The 15613-nt window shown below is 64.7% G+C and carries 16 protein-coding genes and 1 tRNA gene; 1 reads left to right on the plus strand and 16 read right to left on the minus strand.

Annotation, left to right across the window (positions count from 1 at the left end; all coding sequences use genetic code 11):
- Positions 1–120: 120 nt before the first annotated feature.
- The 12 genes from ACE3P0_RS20645 to ACE3P0_RS20700 form a co-directional block, all read right to left on the minus strand.
- A complete protein-coding gene (locus ACE3P0_RS20645; protein WP_374404692.1) occupies positions 121–321 on the minus strand; it encodes a hypothetical protein in 201 nt (66 codons plus the stop codon).
- Between the two features lie 238 nt (positions 322–559).
- Positions 560–1939, minus strand: coding sequence for a tyrosine-type recombinase/integrase (locus tag ACE3P0_RS20650; protein ID WP_374404693.1), 1380 nt, complete (start codon positions 1937–1939; stop codon positions 560–562).
- 305 nt (positions 1940–2244) lie between these two features.
- Positions 2245–2320: transfer RNA gene (locus tag ACE3P0_RS20655), tRNA-Phe, on the minus strand.
- Between the two features lie 132 nt (positions 2321–2452).
- Entirely contained in the window at positions 2453–4357 is a 1905-nt protein-coding gene (locus tag ACE3P0_RS20660; RefSeq protein ID WP_172204905.1) for a cation acetate symporter, read from the minus strand.
- 3 nt (positions 4358–4360) lie between these two features.
- Positions 4361–4681 (minus strand): DUF485 domain-containing protein, encoded by a 321-nt coding sequence (locus tag ACE3P0_RS20665; RefSeq protein WP_172204908.1) that lies wholly within the window; start codon positions 4679–4681, stop codon positions 4361–4363.
- 116 nt (positions 4682–4797) lie between these two features.
- On the minus strand, positions 4798–6192 hold the full coding sequence (locus ACE3P0_RS20670) for a serine/threonine protein kinase (protein WP_374404695.1): 1395 nt from the start codon (positions 6190–6192) through the stop codon (positions 4798–4800).
- On the minus strand, positions 6192–6935 hold the full coding sequence (locus tag ACE3P0_RS20675; protein WP_374404696.1) for a metallophosphoesterase: 744 nt from the start codon (positions 6933–6935) through the stop codon (positions 6192–6194). Before ACE3P0_RS20675 ends, ACE3P0_RS20670 begins: the two co-directional genes overlap by 1 nt.
- A 28-nt stretch (positions 6936–6963) precedes the next feature.
- The gene (locus tag ACE3P0_RS20680; RefSeq protein ID WP_374404697.1) at positions 6964–7176 is read right to left on the minus strand and encodes a hypothetical protein; all 213 of its coding nucleotides are present in this window, start codon (positions 7174–7176) and stop codon (positions 6964–6966) included.
- Between the two features lie 75 nt (positions 7177–7251).
- On the minus strand, positions 7252–8925 hold the full coding sequence (locus ACE3P0_RS20685) for an MFS transporter (RefSeq protein ID WP_374404698.1): 1674 nt from the start codon (positions 8923–8925) through the stop codon (positions 7252–7254).
- Positions 8926–9073: 148 nt separating this feature from the next.
- Positions 9074–10573 carry a sensor histidine kinase gene (locus tag ACE3P0_RS20690; protein WP_374404699.1) on the minus strand — a complete coding sequence of 500 codons (1500 nt, stop codon included), beginning with the start codon at positions 10571–10573 and terminating at the stop codon, positions 9074–9076.
- Positions 10560–11234 carry a response regulator gene (locus tag ACE3P0_RS20695; protein ID WP_374404700.1) on the minus strand — a complete coding sequence of 225 codons (675 nt, stop codon included), beginning with the start codon at positions 11232–11234 and terminating at the stop codon, positions 10560–10562. Before ACE3P0_RS20695 ends, ACE3P0_RS20690 begins: the two co-directional genes overlap by 14 nt.
- A 137-nt stretch (positions 11235–11371) precedes the next feature.
- Positions 11372–11725, minus strand: a complete 354-nt coding sequence (locus tag ACE3P0_RS20700; RefSeq protein ID WP_374404701.1) for a hypothetical protein — start codon at positions 11723–11725, stop codon at positions 11372–11374.
- On the opposite strand from ACE3P0_RS20700, the gene ACE3P0_RS20705 reads away from it, so the two are divergent.
- Positions 11724–12257 carry a hypothetical protein gene (locus ACE3P0_RS20705; RefSeq protein WP_374404702.1) on the plus strand — a complete coding sequence of 178 codons (534 nt, stop codon included), beginning with the start codon at positions 11724–11726 and terminating at the stop codon, positions 12255–12257. The two genes, ACE3P0_RS20700 and ACE3P0_RS20705, sit on opposite strands and share 2 nt — an antisense overlap.
- Positions 12258–12350: 93 nt before the next feature.
- Here the strand turns inward: ACE3P0_RS20705 and groL are convergent, their stop codons facing one another.
- The 4 genes from groL to ACE3P0_RS20725 all read right to left on the minus strand — a co-directional run bounded on the left by groL (position 12351) and on the right by ACE3P0_RS20725 (position 15258).
- A complete protein-coding gene (gene groL / locus ACE3P0_RS20710) occupies positions 12351–13994 on the minus strand; it encodes a chaperonin GroEL (protein ID WP_172204931.1) in 1644 nt (547 codons plus the stop codon).
- 48 nt (positions 13995–14042) lie between these two features.
- Positions 14043–14333 carry a co-chaperone GroES gene (locus ACE3P0_RS20715; RefSeq protein ID WP_172204934.1) on the minus strand — a complete coding sequence of 97 codons (291 nt, stop codon included), beginning with the start codon at positions 14331–14333 and terminating at the stop codon, positions 14043–14045.
- A gap of 222 nt (positions 14334–14555) precedes the next feature.
- On the minus strand, positions 14556–14942 hold the full coding sequence (locus ACE3P0_RS20720; RefSeq protein WP_374404703.1) for a hypothetical protein: 387 nt from the start codon (positions 14940–14942) through the stop codon (positions 14556–14558).
- Positions 14943–15045: 103 nt separating this feature from the next.
- Positions 15046–15258: an ATP-binding protein gene (locus tag ACE3P0_RS20725; protein WP_374404704.1), complete on the minus strand. Its 213-nt coding sequence runs from the start codon at positions 15256–15258 to the stop codon at positions 15046–15048.
- Between the last annotated feature and the right edge of the window lie 355 nt (positions 15259–15613).

Below are 15613 nucleotides of genomic sequence, written 5' to 3' on the forward strand. Positions count from 1 at the left end.
GAAAAGGAGGAAAAACCGAACCGCAGGAACAACTGACTTTCACAGACCAAGGCCCCCTCGGGTAGCCTTGCAGGGTGGGTCAATTTTCAACGATCGCACTGGGTCAGTTTTAGGTGATCCTCAACACTGCAACGCCTGCCCCAGCGTCATCTCTTCCGCTCCGCGGCGCTTGGGATTGGGCGTCCCGGTGATGGCGGCGATTTTCTTCGCCATCGCCTGCTCGGCCTCGGCCCGGCTCTGGCACCCGGAAACGTAAATGTCGTGGCCCTTGAAGCGCTTGCGCATGGCCCAGCCGCGCCCCTCCTTGTATGGCTTAGCCATGGCTCACCTCCCGAACGAAGGCGCTGGACGACTGAAGGGGGCGTGCAACCCGACCAACGCAGGTCAGGTGAAGTACTCGACGGTTCATGACACAAGGTCCTCAATGAAGTGATTGAGACCAGTGTCTGCATCCTTTTTAAACGCCGAACGCCAAGACAAACCCGGGCGCTCAAGACAAATTGACTTGAGCGGCACACGCACAGGCGCCTCAGGACAAGTGACCTGAGGCGCCCTGCGCTCAAGCGCGGCGAGCGCGGCGAAAATCGACCTGAACCACCTTGGTCGACAACGATGCGCGAAGCGCATTCCCCTCCGGCGACACCGACGCCGGCGGCGGCGATGCGTCCGGCACCGGCGTTTGCCCGAGCGAGGCCCGGGCGCGCAACACCGCGTCGCGGCAGTCTTCCGCGGCGACATGGGTGTAACGCATCGCCTGCGAGACGGTCTTGTGGCCGGTGAGCGCCATGACCGCGAGGACGCTTCCGGTCAGACGGCCCACACGCGTCGCTGCGGTGTGCCGCAGGTCATGCAGGTTGACCCCTTCAACGCCCGCGCGCTCGCAAATGCGCTGCCAGGCCGCCTTAAGCGCCTCGTAGGTCATCGGAATGACGCGCTCCTCGGGCCCACAGGGACAAGTCGCCTGCAGACGCGCCAGTACCGCCTCGGCCTCCGGCAGGAGCGGCACGAAGCGCGGCCCAGACTTGGAGTCACGCAGACGCACCCGATGCGCGGCCAGTTCCACGCGCCCCCAGCGCAGGGCCAGAAGCTCGCTGCAACGCATCGCCGTCGCCAACAGCAGCTCAATGGCGGGGCGCACCCGAGCGCTGTGACAAGTCTCACTCGCGGCGAGTATCCGCCGCTCCTCGTCATCGGTCAGGGTGCGCTCGCGTCCATTGGAGACAGTCGGCAGCTTCAGGACCGTCGCGAAATTCTCCCGGAGTGACAAACCCCACCGGCGTTTGGCATGGTTGAAGAAACTGCGCAGCAGCGCACGCTCCAGCCCCACCGATGCCGCGCTCAGTCCGTCTGAGCAGAGCGCATCTATGAGGCGCTGCACATCCGCGCGGTGCACGTCCCCCACCGGGCGCGAAGCCAATTGCGCGCGCAAACGGTCACTGTTTTCCGACAGGCGAGCAAGCGTGCTTCGTGTGCCGGCAAGTCCCTTGGGGACGGGGCGCGTCGCCGTCGGCGGCGCGAGCGTCACGACCCAGTGCACGACCGGTGCTTTGCGTAGCCGATTTCGCGCCGGATGAGCCAGCGTTGCACTCGCCCCTTCCGATTGCCCCGCATCGGGCTCCGCCGCGTCACCAGCGACCGGGCGCACGACAAGCGTCTCCAAGCCGACACTGCGCAAGTATCGGTTGATGCGCCCGGCCTCCTGACGCGCCCCCTTCATCGTCGGCAGGCGCTCCAAGCCATAGCGCTGCAGGGCCTGCGCAAGCGAGGTCCGTCGTGCAGCGTGTCCATCAGGGCTTCCACCCTCATGTGCGAGCGCAATGGCTGCGGCCATCGCGCGGCGGGCAGCGGCTGCCGACGCCTGACCAGAGACATAGAAATCCTGGCCCCGATGGCGCTGGCGCATCGCCCAGCCGCGACCTTCGCGATACGGCTCAGCCATGATGCACCCCCCGCGCGGACGAGCTCACGCGCAGCAGACGAACCGCCCGAGCAAGGGAAGGGACAAGAGAATTTGAAGCGGAAGAGAAAGCGACCGGAACAGTCATCACGCACTCCTTGAGAGGATGGGCGTAACGCGTTGCGGGGCCTCGGGGCGCGAAACGGCGCGGTTCGGCGCAGTCGAGCGCAGGCTGCCGTCGTTGAATCTGACAGAAAAGTGTCAGAAACCAACAAAAAAGGCGGCCTTCTGAGGGGCCGCCTTCGTCGAACACCTTCGCAAGCCATTGATTTGCAAGGCATTTAATTTGGTGGCCAGAGGCGGAATCGAACCACCGACACGCGGATTTTCAATCCGCTGCTCTACCAACTGAGCTATCTGGCCGAAGAGCTAAGCATTCTAGCTGAGATATTCGGAAAGTCAAACACTTCTTGATTTTGGGGCGGCCCGCCGGCTCGTGACCAAAAAAACGCCCCTCCGCAGAGGGGCGAGAGATGGAGTGACACTAACTGTGTTCTAGTGCGCAACTGCCTTCGCGGCAAGGATGCCGGTGTTCTGGCGCACATAGAGTTCGTCCCACATGTCCTCGGCGCGCTTGTCGCGGTAGAGCAGCGAGCCAAGAATCACGGCGAGGAAGCCGAGCGGAATCGAGATCAGGCCCGGGTTCTTCAACTCGAACAGCGGCTTTTCGAGACCGACGATCGAGGTCTCCTGACCTTCGACTTTCTTGAGGTCGTCGTTGGCCTTCTTCACCGCCTTGTCGAGCGCAGCCGTCTGCTTCGTAGCCTTGGCGGTGGAAGCCTCGTCAGCGGCGGCGACAAGCTTGGCGATCGCCGCACGCTTCTCGGCCTCACCGTCGAGCACCTTTTGCGCAGCGGCGCGCACGGCCTTCGGGTAGGTCATGTTCGGCGAAACCATCACGAGGCCGATCGCGGTGATCGTGCCGATGATCATGCCCGCCACGATGCCGCCAGTGTTGCAGCGCTTCCAGTACAGCGTCAGCAGCACGCACGGGAAGTTGGCCGAGGCGGCCACGGCGAAGGCGAGCGCAACCAGGTGGGCAACGTTCTGGCCCTTGGCGGCGATGCCGATCACGATGGCCAGTGCGCCGACGAACACGGTAGCGATGCGCGCTGCGCGCACTTGCTCTGCCTGGCTAGCGTGACCACCCTTGACGACGCCGACATACAAGTCGTGCGCCACCGCAGAGGCCGCCGCGAGCACCAGGCCGGCAACCACCGCCACGATGGTGGCGAACGCGACCGCAGCCACAAAGGCCAGCATGAAGTTGCCGAGGAAGCTGTTGCCGCCACCACCGACGAACTGCGCGAGCAGCGGTGCCGCCATGTTGCCGCCGGCATCGACCGCCTTGATACCTTCCGGGCCAACCTTGATCGCGGACCCCATGCCGAGGAAGATCGTCAGCACATAGAAGCCGCCGATGATCGCCATCGCCCAGATCACCGACTTGCGTGCCTCTTTCGCCGTCGGTACGGTGAAGAAGCGCATCAGGATGTGCGGCAGGCCGGCGGTACCGAAGACGAGCGCAATGCCGAGCGAGATCTGATCGATCGGCGCCTTGAAGTAGAGGCCCGGCTCAAGGAAGCGTTGGCCCAGTTCAGCCGGCGACATGTTCTTCGCCGGATCGCCGAGCAGCGCGGCAACCTGCGCCTGCACCTTCGGATCCGCCACGACGGCGTCGAGGAAGCCCGGCAGGCTGAAGCCGTACGGCGCCCACACGAAGGCCACCAGCACCAGCGATGCGCACACCAGCAGCACCGCCTTGATGATCTGCACGTAGGTGGTTGCGACCATGCCGCCGAACAGCACATAGGCCAGCATCAGTACGCCAACGGTGATCACCGACACTTCGTAGTCGATACCGATCAGCGTCTTCACCAGCACACCGCCGCCGACCATCTGCGCGGTGAGGTAGAAGGTGGATACGGTGATGACCGAGATCGCGCCAACCACGCGCGTCTTCTTCGGATCGTTGCGGTAGGCGAGGATGTCAGCGAGCGTGTACTTGCCGATGTTGCGGCACGGCTCTGCGATCACCAGCAATACGGTGATGTAGGCCACCAGCCAGCCGACCGAGTACATGAAACCATCGTAGCCATAAAGGCTGATGAGACCCGCGATGCCGAGGAAGGATGCGGCGGACAGATAGTCACCGGCGATCGCCCAGCCGTTCTGCAGGCCCGAGACGCCGCCACCGGCGGTGTAGAAGTCCGACGCGGAGTGCACCCGCTTCGACGCTACGTAGGTCACGAACATCGTCAGCGCGATGATCGCCGCGAAAACGAGGAAGGTCAGCCAGCGCCATTCAGGCGCGACAGCACCCTGCGCGAGCGCAGGGCCGGCGGCCAGGACTGCGGCGAGACCGAGCGCACCCGGTAGAAGTTTGCTGCGCAATTCCATGGTTCAGCCCCCGATCCGTTCTGCTTCACGCACGAGCTCTTCCGCCATCGCGTCGAACTCGGTGTTGGCCTTCTTCGAGTAGTAGAAGGCGATGGTCCAGGCGACGATGAATTCCGACAGCGCGAACAGCAAGCCGACGTTCACCGGCCCGAAGACCTTGATCTTGTAGACATCCTGGAAATACGCTGCACCGATCGGCAGCAGGAAGTAGTACACGACCGAGAAGATCATCAACCCCATCAGGAATGACGTCTTTTTGGCGTGCAGTCGCTGGAACCGCGGGTCGGCGTCGATCGCCGCCCAGTTGATCGCCTTGCTGCTCATTGCCCCTCCTCCTTTTATTCGCGCTTGTCACAGCGTGATGGCGGAGGTTAGGCGCCGAGCCTGACTCGGCGCTGACGGAGCGCTGACGGTTCGCTTACGGCGTGGCTGCGGCCGCGTTAGCGCGGGCGGACGATGGTGACGCTGCAGGGGGCGTCGCTGATGACCTTGTCTGCCACCGGCGGCAGGATGTTGCGGCCGACCAGATTGGGCGGCGGCGCGCCGATCAGGATGTGGTCGACGCTGTTGCCGCGCGCATATTCGAGCAGGCCGTCGGCGGGGTCGGCCGCCTCCAGCACATGGAAAGTGATGCGGCTGGCCGGCAAGGCGATCGGCTCCGCCCAGTGGCGCAGCTGGATCAGTTGTTGAAGATGCTGGCGCGGCCCGCTGGTGGCCTCGTCGGAGGTGCCCATCACCGGCTGCGGCTTGCTCACCGTCACACACGCCACGCGTGCGTCAGGCATCGCCAGCGCGAATCGACGCACTGCGTTGCGAATCGCCTGCTGGTGCTTCTCGTTGGTGTAGGCGGTGGCCACCGCGACCATGATGATCGGCGCTTCGCTCGCGCGCGCGGCCGGTGCGACTACCACCTCGGGTTCATAGCCAAGACCGAAGACCCAGTTGCGCAGGCGCTGCAACGCGCCCTGCCGGCGTGTGCGGCGGCCGCGCTCGGTGATCGCGACCTGATCAGGGTGCTGCAGTTCAAAGGCAAGCTGCTTGGCGCTCGCGAGCCGGCGCTCGACGTTCACTTCCAGGCAGCGATAGATCGTTTCCTGCACGGCTTCGGCCCGGGCCGGCCCGCGTCCGCGCGGCGGCACCGGGCTCTGGCGCACGCGCTTGCGCATGCCGCCGGGAGAGGTCGGCGCGCCGAACGGATAACTGCCGGTGGCGAATTCGTACAGCATCACGCCGAGCGCAAATACGTCACTGCGCGCTTCGCTGCGAATTCCCAGCACCTGCTCCGGTGCAATGTATGGGGCCGAGCCAAGCGGGCGACGAAACTCTTCCGCGAGCAGATCGGGGAGATGGGCGTGCCGCGCGAGCCCGAGGTCGATCAGCACCGCGCAGCCGTCCGGCCGCAGGATGATGTTGGAAGGTTTGATGTCGAGGTGGATGACCTCGTGTTCATGCAGTTGCTGCACCGCGTTCGCCACCGCCGCGCCGATGCGCCGAACGTCGGTTTCGGCAAGCGGGCCGTAATCGAGCAGGCTCGATAGCGTTTGCCCCTCGACATGCGCCATCACCAGATACGGATTGCGCGCCAGATCGCCCACCGCGTAGAGCTTCGGCACCGGGCCACCGTCGAGGGCTTCGAGCACCATCTGCTCGACTTCGAAACTCACCACGGTGGCGCCCGGCTCGCCCTGCCCCAGGCGCGGCACCTTCATCACCGCGGGGCCGGGCAGATCGCTGCGCGACACGCGGTAGATCACCGCCATGCCGCCGGCGTGCAGGCGGGCTTCGATGCGGTAACCGTCGATCTCGTCGCCCGGTGAGAGCTCGGTCGCCAACATCAGGCGAGGCCTTCTATCTGCAAGGCGAAGCGCTCGGCCAGCCCGGCACGGCGGATCTTGGCGGCCGCGCTCGCGGCGTCGTAGGGCACGCGGTGATAGCTCAGCCGCGCGCGGGCACGATCGAACATCGCGTACCAGGCACCGGTGCGGCCGTCGCGCGGCTGGCCGCAGGAACCGACGATGCCGAGCCAGCTGCGGTGCCGCCCGACCGGAATCGCCACACCCGGCGTCGGCCAGAACGGCGTCAGACGCCCGTCGGAGCCAACGTAATAAAGCGTGGGGTCATGCACATGGCCGCAGAACACGTAGCGGGTGTCCGCCACAGCAAGGCTGGCCCGGGCGTCCGCGGCGCTGGCCACGTACGGAAACTGTTCGGGGCAATCCGCGCTGGCGTGCACCCAGGTGACATCGTCGTCGCGCACCATCAGCGGCAGTTGCACAAGGAAGCCGCGTTGCTCGTCGTTGAGTTGCGGCGTGGTCCACGCGATCGCGGCCTGCGCCTCGTCGTTCATCGGCTCTTCGCTGCGCCCCACCGCCGCCGCATCGTGGTTGCCCAGCACGGCAACGTGGAGCGCCGCACCCAGACCGAGAATGCGGTCGACCACTGGGCCGGGGTCGGCACCGTAGCCGACCAGATCGCCCAGCACCGCAAAGGCCTCCGCCCCCTCCTGCCGCGCATGTTCAATGCAGGCATCGAGCGCCTCGATGTTGCTGTGGATATCGGCAAGCAACGCGAGTTTCACAAAGCCTCCACGACGAAGACGCCGGGAATCACTTGTTCATGAGTTTGATCACCAGCCACAACGCGATACCGACGACCACGACGCCGCCGAGCACCAGCATCAACTGACTGCCAGTGATCTCCATTTCGCCCACCGCACCGGTGCCGGAATCGCCCCCCGATGCGAACGCCATCAGCGGCGAGGATAACGCCACCGCCATGCCAATGCGCAGCTTCTTTGCGCCCTCTGCGATTGATATCATCAAACGAGTTCTCCAAAAAAATGCCCGGCCAGAGCCGGGCGTATGCACGGGGCGGGCAAGCCCGCCCCACTTGCATCAGGCGTGGTGAATGTCGCGATCCTTGGTCTCGGGCATGAACAGCGTGCCCAGCACGGCAGTCATCACCGCGATCACGATCGGGTACCAGAGGCCGTAGTAGATGTCGCCGGTGGCCGCCACCATCGCGAACGCCACGGTCGGCAGGAAGCCGCCGAACCAGCCGTTGCCGATGTGATACGGCAGCGACATGGATGTGTAGCGGATGCGCGCTGGGAACAATTCGACCAGCCATGCCGCGATCGGGCCGTACACCATCGTCACGTAGATGACGAGGATGGTGAGCAGCACGAGCACCATCGGGATGTTGGTCTTGGCCGGGTCGGCCTTGTCCGGGTAGCCGGCAGCCTTCAAGGCGGCGCCGAGCTCCTTGTCGAACGCGTCCTTCTTCGCCTTGGCTTCATCCTTCGGCAAGCCGGTGCCTTCGTAGGCGGCGATCACGGTCGAGCCGACCTTGATCTGCGCCACCGCACCCGGTGCAGCCGCTTCGTTCGAGTACGGGATGTACTTCTTCGCCAGCGCGCCCTTGGCGATATCGCAGGAGCTGGTGAACTTGGCCTTGCCGACCGGATCGAACTGGAAGGAACAGGCCTTGTCATCCGCCACCACCACGACCGGGCTGGCCGCTTGTGCAGCAAAGATGTCCGGGTTGCCGTACTGGGTCAGCGCCTTGAAGATCGGGAAGTAGGTCAGCGCCGCCAGCACACAGCCGATCATGATGATCGGCTTGCGGCCGATCCTGTCCGACAGGCCGCCGAACACGATGAAGAACGGCGTGCCGATCGCGAGCGAACCGGCGATCAGCAGGTTGGCCGTCATCGGGTCGATCTTCAGCGTCTGCAGCAGGAAGAACAGCGCGTAGAACTGGCCGGTGTACCACACCACCGCCTGCCCCGCCGTGCCGCCCAGCAGCGAGAAGATCACGATCTTGAGGTTCTCCCAGCGCGCAAAGGATTCGGTCAGCGGCGCCTTCGAGGCCTTGCCCTCTTCCTTCATCTTCTTGAACACCGGCGACTCGTTGAGCTGAAGGCGGATGTATACCGACACGATCAGCAGCAGCACCGAGATCAGGAACGGAATCCGCCAGCCCCAGTCTTCGAACTCATCCTTGCCCAGCAGCGTGCGGCAGGTCAGGATCACCAGCAGCGACAGGAACAGGCCCAGCGTCGCCGTAGTCTGGATGAACGAGGTGAAGAGGCCACGCTTGCCCTTCGGCGCATGCTCGGCAACGTAGGTCGCCGCGCCGCCGTACTCGCCGCCGAGCGCGAGGCCCTGCAGCAAGCGCAGCGAGATCAAGATCACCGGCGCGGCCACGCCGATCTGCGCATAGGTGGGCAGCATGCCGACGATGGCCGTCGAGATACCCATGATGAGGATCGTCACCAGGAAGGTGTACTTGCGGCCGATCATGTCGCCGAGGCGGCCGAACACGATCGCGCCGAACGGGCGCACCGCAAAACCGGCCGCGAAAGCCAGCAAGGCGAAGATGAACGAGGTGGTCTCGTTCACGCCGGCGAAGAAGTGCTTGGCGATGATGGCCGCCAGCGAACCGTAGAGATAGAAGTCGTACCACTCGAACACCGTGCCGAGGGATGACGCAAAGATCACCTTGCGTTCCTCAGCAGTGATGCCACGAGCCTTCGGCTCGATAGCCATGCTGCCAACTTGTGCCATGTCTCCTCCAATTGGGTGGGTCCTGCAGTCGCCCCGTCTTTCCAGACAGATGTACGACGGATGCAGGCTAGGAGGGCTGACTTACGGGCGACTTACGCTGCAATGCACCAAAAATCGAGTGCTGGCGCGGGTTTGCGCGAAACGGCGATCATTCGCCCATGGCTTGCGGGTGCGGCCCGACAGGCTCGCCGGCGCGCGGAAATTCGATCAGGAAGCGCGTGCCGACACCGTCCGGCCCGGCCTCCAGACGGATCGTCGCAGCGTGCAGGTCGGCAATCTCGCGCACGATCGGCAGCCCTAGTCCGCTGCCTTCCACACCGCTGCCGAGCACGCGGTAGAAGCGCTCGAATACCCGCTCGCGATCCTCGGCAGGGATGCCGACGCCGTCGTCCTGCACCCCGAGCAGTGCGACACGCGGACGCGCCGCGTCGTAGGCCGAGAACACCGTGACATGGCCACCGCTGGGCGTGTATTTGATTGCGTTGTCGATCAGGTTCTTCAGCATCTCGCGCAACAGCACCGGCATGCCGTCCACCGCCAATGGCCAGCCGGTGGTCTCTACCCCTAGGTCGACCCCCTTGTGCAACGCACGCGGCACGAACTCGGTCGCCACTTCACGCACGAGTTGTTCGAGATCGATCCGCTCAAGGCCGCTCGGGCCGTGCGAACTCGCTTCAGCACGGGCCAGCGCGAGCAACTGGTTGATCAGGTGCGCAGCGCGTTCGGCGCTGGTATGAATGCGCTGCAGCGATTCGCGCAGTTCCTGCGGATCGTGTTCCGACAAGGCCAGCTCGGTCTGCATCTTCAGGCCCGCGAGCGGCGTGCGCATCTGGTGTGCGGCGTCTGCCACGAAGCGCTGCTGTGCCTGCAGGTTTTCGTCGAGGCGCTGCATCATGTCGTTGAAGGCCACAATCAACGGGCGCACCTCCTCCGGCACGCTGGCAGGCTCGATCGGCGACAGGTCGGCCGGGCGGCGGCGTCGGATCAGTGCCTGCAGCCGGTTCAGCGGCGCAATGCCGCGCGTGAGCCCCAGCCACACCAGCACCACGGTCGCCGGGATCACGAGGAACTGCGGCAGCAACACGCCGGTGACGATGCGCGACGCGAGCGCCTCGCGCTTGTTGCGCGTTTCGGCTACCTGCACGATCGCCTCACCCTTGCCTTCGGGCAGCAGGAAGCGGCGGCGCGCGATACGCACATCCTCGCCAGCGATTTCGAGGTCAGCAAAATGCAGCGCGCGCGCCGGATGTTCCTCATCTTCCGCCGGTTCGGGCGGTGGCGGCGGCAACTCGGCATCGCCCACCACGAGTTCGCCGCGTGGGCCGATCACCTGATAGTAGATCGCGTCTTCTTCATCGGCGCGCAGCAGCGCGCGCGCCGGCGCGGGGAAGTTCACCGTGACCCGCCCCATCGCATCGACCTGCATCAGCCGCGCGATCGCTGCCACGTTGGCCTCCAGCGCGCGGTCGTAGGGTTTGTCGGCAATCCCCTGTGCGACGTGATGGGTGGCGATGATCGAGATCGGCCACAGGAACAACAGCGGGGCGAGCATCCAGTCGAGGATCTCGCCGAAGAGCGAGTACGGTGGGCGTCGCCCTGCCGCGCCGCCCTTGGACGACGCGGAGCCCGGCCATCTAGGTAGCCGCATCCGGCTTTTCTAAGCAGTAGCCCAGGCCGCGCACGGTCGCGATCTTCAGGCCCGAGGGCTCCAGCTTCTTGCGCAGGCGGTGGACGTAGACCTCGATCGCGTTGTGCGAGACCTCCTCGCCCCAGCCGCAGAGGTGGTCGACCAACTGTTCCTTGCTGACGAGGCGGCCGGCGCGCAACAGCAGGGTTTCCAGCACGCCGATTTCGCGCGCCGAAAGCTCCACCACCTGCCCGTTCACCATCACGACACGGTCGGCCTGGTCGTAGGAAAGCAGGCCCAGCGTGATGCAACGCCCCTGGCCGGTGCCACGCCGCGTCAGCGCGCGGGCGCGCGCTTCGAGTTCGGGCAGCGCGAAGGGCTTGGTCATGTAATCGTCGGCGCCAGCGTCGAGTCCGCGCACGCGCTCTTCGATCGCATCCTGTGCGGTAAGGATCAGAACCGGCGTGGTGGATTTGCGCGCGCGCAGGCGCTTGAGCACTTCGATGCCCGGTAGCTTGGGCAGGCCGAGATCGAGCACTACGAGGTCGTAGGACTGGCTGGCGAGCGCCGCATCGGCCTCACTGCCGGTCGGCACATGATCCACCGCGAAGCCGCCGCGCTTGAGCGCGCGAATCAGCGCGTCGGCAATGATCTCGTCGTCTTCGGCCAGCAGGATTCGCATGGGATGCCCCGGAAGCCGCACCGGCAGGACGCCGGCGCGCTGCGTGCGGCAGTTTAGCACCGCCCCTTTGAGGCGTCGCCGCGCAGGTATCGGGAGCGCAATGGCGAAAAAAAGCCCCGCACGAAACGCACGGGGCTTCAGGAATGTTTGGCCACGTGAGGGCAGCCACTTTCGATATTACTGTTGCGTGCCTGCAAATCAAGAGGCAAAACACGGCGAACGTCAGCGGGGCTTTTTCGTACCCCCAGCCCCTTCACGCGCAAGCCTTGAAAAACATGGATCAGCAATCGTTGAATTTGCAAATCGCATACCCTTCGCGGATCATTGAGACCATACGCCAGCGGATTGCATGTGTCGCATTGATGCAACAAAGCGGCGTTCAGCGGTTTTGAATCGGCGGCGATCCGGCATTGCGCCTGACCGCAGAAGCAAGCACAGTAAAAAAAGAAAGAGGCGCACACGACGAGGTGCGCCAGCGAGAGAGACAACATGAGAGATACCGTCTTCTTCAAGACCGAAGCCGGCGCGCAGGAGATCACCGCACGCCAGATTCGCCTTCATCCGCGCGTGCGCTCCCTGCTCGTGCTGATCGACGGCAAGCACCGCGCAGGCGAATTGCTGGACACCCTGCAAACGATCGGCGTGACCGAGGACAGTTTCAAGGAACTGATCAGCCACGGCCTGATCGCCGGTGCCGGCACCCCCGCGGCGGCACCAGAAGCGGTCGCGGACGCGCCCGACACCGAGATGCCGCTCGCACCCGCCGAAGCCCCGACGCAGGCCGCGCCCGCCGACGAGCAGGAGCAGCGCCGCGCCCTCTACGCCTACTTCAACCTGCACATCCGCGAAACGCTGGGCCTGCGGGGCTTCATGCTGCAGTTGCAGGTTGAGAAGGCGGAAAGCCTGGCCGACTACGCCGCGATCCGCGACCAGTTCCTCGCTGCTGCACGCAAATCAAAGGGCGACATGGCCGCAGCGGCGATGCAGGCCGAGCTCGATCGCCTGCTCGCGCCGCCAGTCTGATCGCACCAGAACCGGATCGAAAACCGATCCGCCAAAAAGAAACCCCGCCGGAGCGGGGTTTCTTCATTCAGCCGTTCGGATGAACCGGGGCAATTACATGCCCATGTCCATGCCGCCCATGCCGCCCATGCCGCCAGGCATGCCGCCGGCCGGCTTGTCTTCCGGCAGTTCGGCAACCATCGCGTCGGTGGTCAGGATCAGCGAAGCGACCGAAGCGGCGTTCTGCAGCGCGGTGCGGGTCACCTTGGCCGGATCCAGCACGCCCAGCTCAACCAGGTCACCGTAGGTGCCGTTCGAAGCGTTGTAGCCGTAGTTGCCCGAACCTTCCAGCACCTTGGCGATCACGACCGACGGCTCGTCGCCGGCGTTCGCAACGATCTGGCGCAGCGGCTCTTCGATCGCGCGCAGCACGATCTTGATGCCGGCGTCCTGGTCGGCGTTGTCGCCCTTGATGGCGCCAACCGCAGCGCGGGCGCGCAGCAGGGCAACACCACCACCGGCAACCACGCCTTCTTCAACGGCGGCACGGGTAGCGTGCAGCGCGTCTTCGACGCGGGCCTTCTTTTCCTTCATTTCGACTTCGGTCGCAGCGCCGACCTTGATCACCGCAACACCGCCGGCCAGCTTGGCCTTGCGCTCTTGCAGCTTTTCCTTGTCGTAGTCGCTGGTCGCGGTTTCGATCAGGGCGTCGATCTGGGCCACACGAGCCTGGATCGCTTCAGCCTTGCCGTTGCCGTCGATGATGGTGGTGTTTTCCTTCTCGACTTCGATGCGCTTGGCTTGGCCCAGGTCGGCCAGGGTGGCCTTCTCGAGCGTCAGGCCAACTTCCTCGGCGATCACGGTGCCGCCGGTCAGGATGGCGATGTCTTCGAGCATGGCCTTGCGACGGTCGCCGAAGCCCGGGGCCTTGACGGCGACGGTCTTCAGGATGCCGCGGATGTTGTTCACCACCAGGGTCGCCAGGGCTTCGCCTTCGACGTCTTCAGCGATGATCAGCAGCGGACGACCGGCCTTCGCCACTTGCTCCAGCACCGGCAGCAGGTCGCGGATGTTCGAGATCTTCTTGTCGAACAGCAGCACGAAGGGGTTGTCCAGAGCGGCGATCTGACGCTCCTGGTTATTGATGAAGTACGGCGACAGGTAGCCGCGGTCGAACTGCATGCCTTCAACGACATCCAGCTCGTTGTCGAGCGACTTGCCGTCTTCGACGGTGATCACGCCGGCCTTGCCGACCTTGTCCATCGCGCTGGCGATGATGTCGCCGATCGAGCTGTCGGAGTTGGCCGAGATCGAACCGACCTGGGCGATTTCCTTCGAGGTGGTGGTCGGCTTGGCAGCCTTCTTCACTTCGGCGACCAGGGCGGTGACAGCCTTGTCGATACCGCGCTTCAGGTCCATCGGGTTGTGGCCCGACACGACCAGCTTCATGCCTTCGCGGACGATGGCCTGGGCCAGCACGGTCGCGGTGGTGGTGCCGTCACCGGCGTTGTCCGAGGTCTTGGAAGCAACTTCCTTGACCATCTGAGCGCCCATGTTCTCGAACTTGTCCTTCAGCTCGATTTCCTTGGCGACGGAGACGCCGTCCTTGGTCACGGTCGGGGCGCCGAACGAGCGCTCCAGCACCACGTTGCGACCCTTCGGGCCGAGGGTGACCTTGACCGCGTTGGCCAGGATGTTGACGCCATTGACGATCTTGACGCGTGCGTCGTCGCCGAACAGAACTTGCTTAGCGGGCATTGTGTAGCTCCTGAATACTCTGGAATTTCAGACCGGGGAACGGGAGGCTCAGGCCTCGACCACGCCCAGGATGTCTTCTTCACGCATGACCAGGACTTCCTGGCCATCGACCTTGACGGTCTGGCCGGCGTACTTGCCGAACAGCACGCGGTCGCCAACCTTCAGATCAACCTTGCGCACTTCACCGTTGTCCAGGAACTTGCCCGGGCCAACTGCGACGACTTCGCCCTGGTCCGGCTTCTCGCCTGCGGAATCAGGGATCACGATGCCGGATGCGGTGGTGCGCTCGGCTTCGATGCGCTTGACGATCACACGGTCGTGCAAAGGACGGATCTTCATCAGGTCACTCCTCGTACGTAGTACGTTCAATGAATCGGGCCGGCGAACCGGCCCCGAAAAAACGGTAGCGGCGGGGTGCGCTTGCGCGCCATGCTGTTAGCACTCACCCCTAACGAGTGCTAATAATAGGTGCGACCTCCCCCCTTTTCAAGTCGCGACCTTCAAAAAACCGGCGGCAACGCGCGCGCCGAGGCGAACGCCAAACGCTGCCAGATGACGCGGCTATGCCGCCCTTGCTGGCGACAGCCTGCTGCGCGCCGCCGGCCGCACCGTGTTCGGGCGGCTTAGCCCGGCCGCCATGGACAACTCGTAGTTAGCGTTACTGCGGGCACGTGCGGCCGCGAACTTGAGCGCCTCGACCAGCTCGACCTGCTCGCCAACAGCAAGCGACCGCCCCTCGAGCGCACGTAGCCGGCGAGCAAGGCGGCGTCGGCAGTTAACACCCGCTTCGTGGATTTGATGCTCGACCTCTGCGATGGCGCGGGTTACGTCCTCTGACGTCAAGGGCGCGCCTGAATAGCGATCACGCAGCATCCGGCCGCGGCTGCAAAATTCATTGAGAACGGTTTGATGGATTGCGCTGGCGGTCAGCGTTGAGTTGGTGCTCATGCAGGCTCCTGAACCAAACAGAATGACGCGATCTTCGCAGCGCTCCGCGCACGCCGCTTTACATTGGCAGCCAATAGCCTGTCCGGCCAGCGCAGCAGAGTCCTTAAAACGGCGGCGCGAGCAGGCTGGTGGCGGTGAGGGGCAAGCCGACGCGGAAGGTGGGACCGCCCCCCTCGACCGATTTGGCGACGATGTCGCCCCCCAACACCGAGCTCACGACGTTGTGCACAATGTGCAGGCCGACGTGGCTGCTGCCGCGCCCGAGCTTGGTGGCGAAGAACGCGTCAAAGGTCTGGGGCGAATGGCGACGTGGCATACCAACGCATTGCCCGAACCGACGATCGGAGCCACATCGACCGATCGCCGGGGTCGCAGACGCAGGCAACCTCCGCGCGCCCCGCCAAGCCGTGCAGCGATCGGTTCTGAAGCAATGGATGCCCAAGGTGCTCGGCCAGCCTTGCAACGCAAGCATCGGCCTGAAAAGCCCTGCTCTTTTAGTGCGCGCGTTCGGGCAAACGCAGCAACGCCGGCAAATTGTGAAATTCGTGTGTAGCGCTCAAGTCGGCGCCCCGCTGGCCGTCACATAGGCATCGAACGTCGGAACCGCCGGGGGCGGCACATAGCCCCCCCCCCCCCCCACCAGGCATAGCCCCCCCCCGACGACAAAACAA

Origin of the sequence: Niveibacterium sp. (assembly GCF_041909475.1) — a bacterium.
In the GTDB taxonomy this organism is placed as follows: Bacteria; Pseudomonadota; Gammaproteobacteria; order Burkholderiales; family Rhodocyclaceae; genus Niveibacterium.

Excerpts from the sequence above, each read along its gene's own strand:
- ACE3P0_RS20645 (WP_374404692.1), bottom strand. The coding sequence starts at position 321 with ATGGCTAAGCCATACAAGGAGGGGCGCGGCTGGGCCATGCGCAAGCGC.
- ACE3P0_RS20650 (WP_374404693.1), bottom strand. The coding sequence starts at position 1,939 with ATGGCTGAGCCGTATCGCGAAGGTCGCGGCTGGGCGATGCGCCAGCGC.
- ACE3P0_RS20660 (WP_172204905.1), bottom strand. The coding sequence starts at position 4,357 with ATGGAATTGCGCAGCAAACTTCTACCGGGTGCGCTCGGTCTCGCCGCA.
- ACE3P0_RS20665 (WP_172204908.1), bottom strand. The coding sequence starts at position 4,681 with ATGAGCAGCAAGGCGATCAACTGGGCGGCGATCGACGCCGACCCGCGG.
- ACE3P0_RS20670 (WP_374404695.1), bottom strand. The coding sequence starts at position 6,192 with ATGTTGGCGACCGAGCTCTCACCGGGCGACGAGATCGACGGTTACCGC.
- ACE3P0_RS20680 (WP_374404697.1), bottom strand. The coding sequence starts at position 7,176 with ATGATATCAATCGCAGAGGGCGCAAAGAAGCTGCGCATTGGCATGGCG.
- ACE3P0_RS20685 (WP_374404698.1), bottom strand. The coding sequence starts at position 8,925 with ATGGCACAAGTTGGCAGCATGGCTATCGAGCCGAAGGCTCGTGGCATC.
- ACE3P0_RS20690 (WP_374404699.1), bottom strand. The coding sequence starts at position 10,573 with ATGCGGCTACCTAGATGGCCGGGCTCCGCGTCGTCCAAGGGCGGCGCG.
- ACE3P0_RS20695 (WP_374404700.1), bottom strand. The coding sequence starts at position 11,234 with ATGCGAATCCTGCTGGCCGAAGACGACGAGATCATTGCCGACGCGCTG.
- ACE3P0_RS20705 (WP_374404702.1), top strand. The coding sequence starts at position 11,724 with ATGAGAGATACCGTCTTCTTCAAGACCGAAGCCGGCGCGCAGGAGATC.
- ACE3P0_RS20700 (WP_374404701.1), bottom strand. The coding sequence starts at position 11,725 with ATGTTGTCTCTCTCGCTGGCGCACCTCGTCGTGTGCGCCTCTTTCTTT.
- groL (WP_172204931.1), bottom strand. The coding sequence starts at position 13,994 with ATGCCCGCTAAGCAAGTTCTGTTCGGCGACGACGCACGCGTCAAGATC.
- ACE3P0_RS20715 (WP_172204934.1), bottom strand. The coding sequence starts at position 14,333 with ATGAAGATCCGTCCTTTGCACGACCGTGTGATCGTCAAGCGCATCGAA.
- ACE3P0_RS20720 (WP_374404703.1), bottom strand. The coding sequence starts at position 14,942 with ATGAGCACCAACTCAACGCTGACCGCCAGCGCAATCCATCAAACCGTT.
- ACE3P0_RS20725 (WP_374404704.1), bottom strand. The coding sequence starts at position 15,258 with ATGCCACGTCGCCATTCGCCCCAGACCTTTGACGCGTTCTTCGCCACC.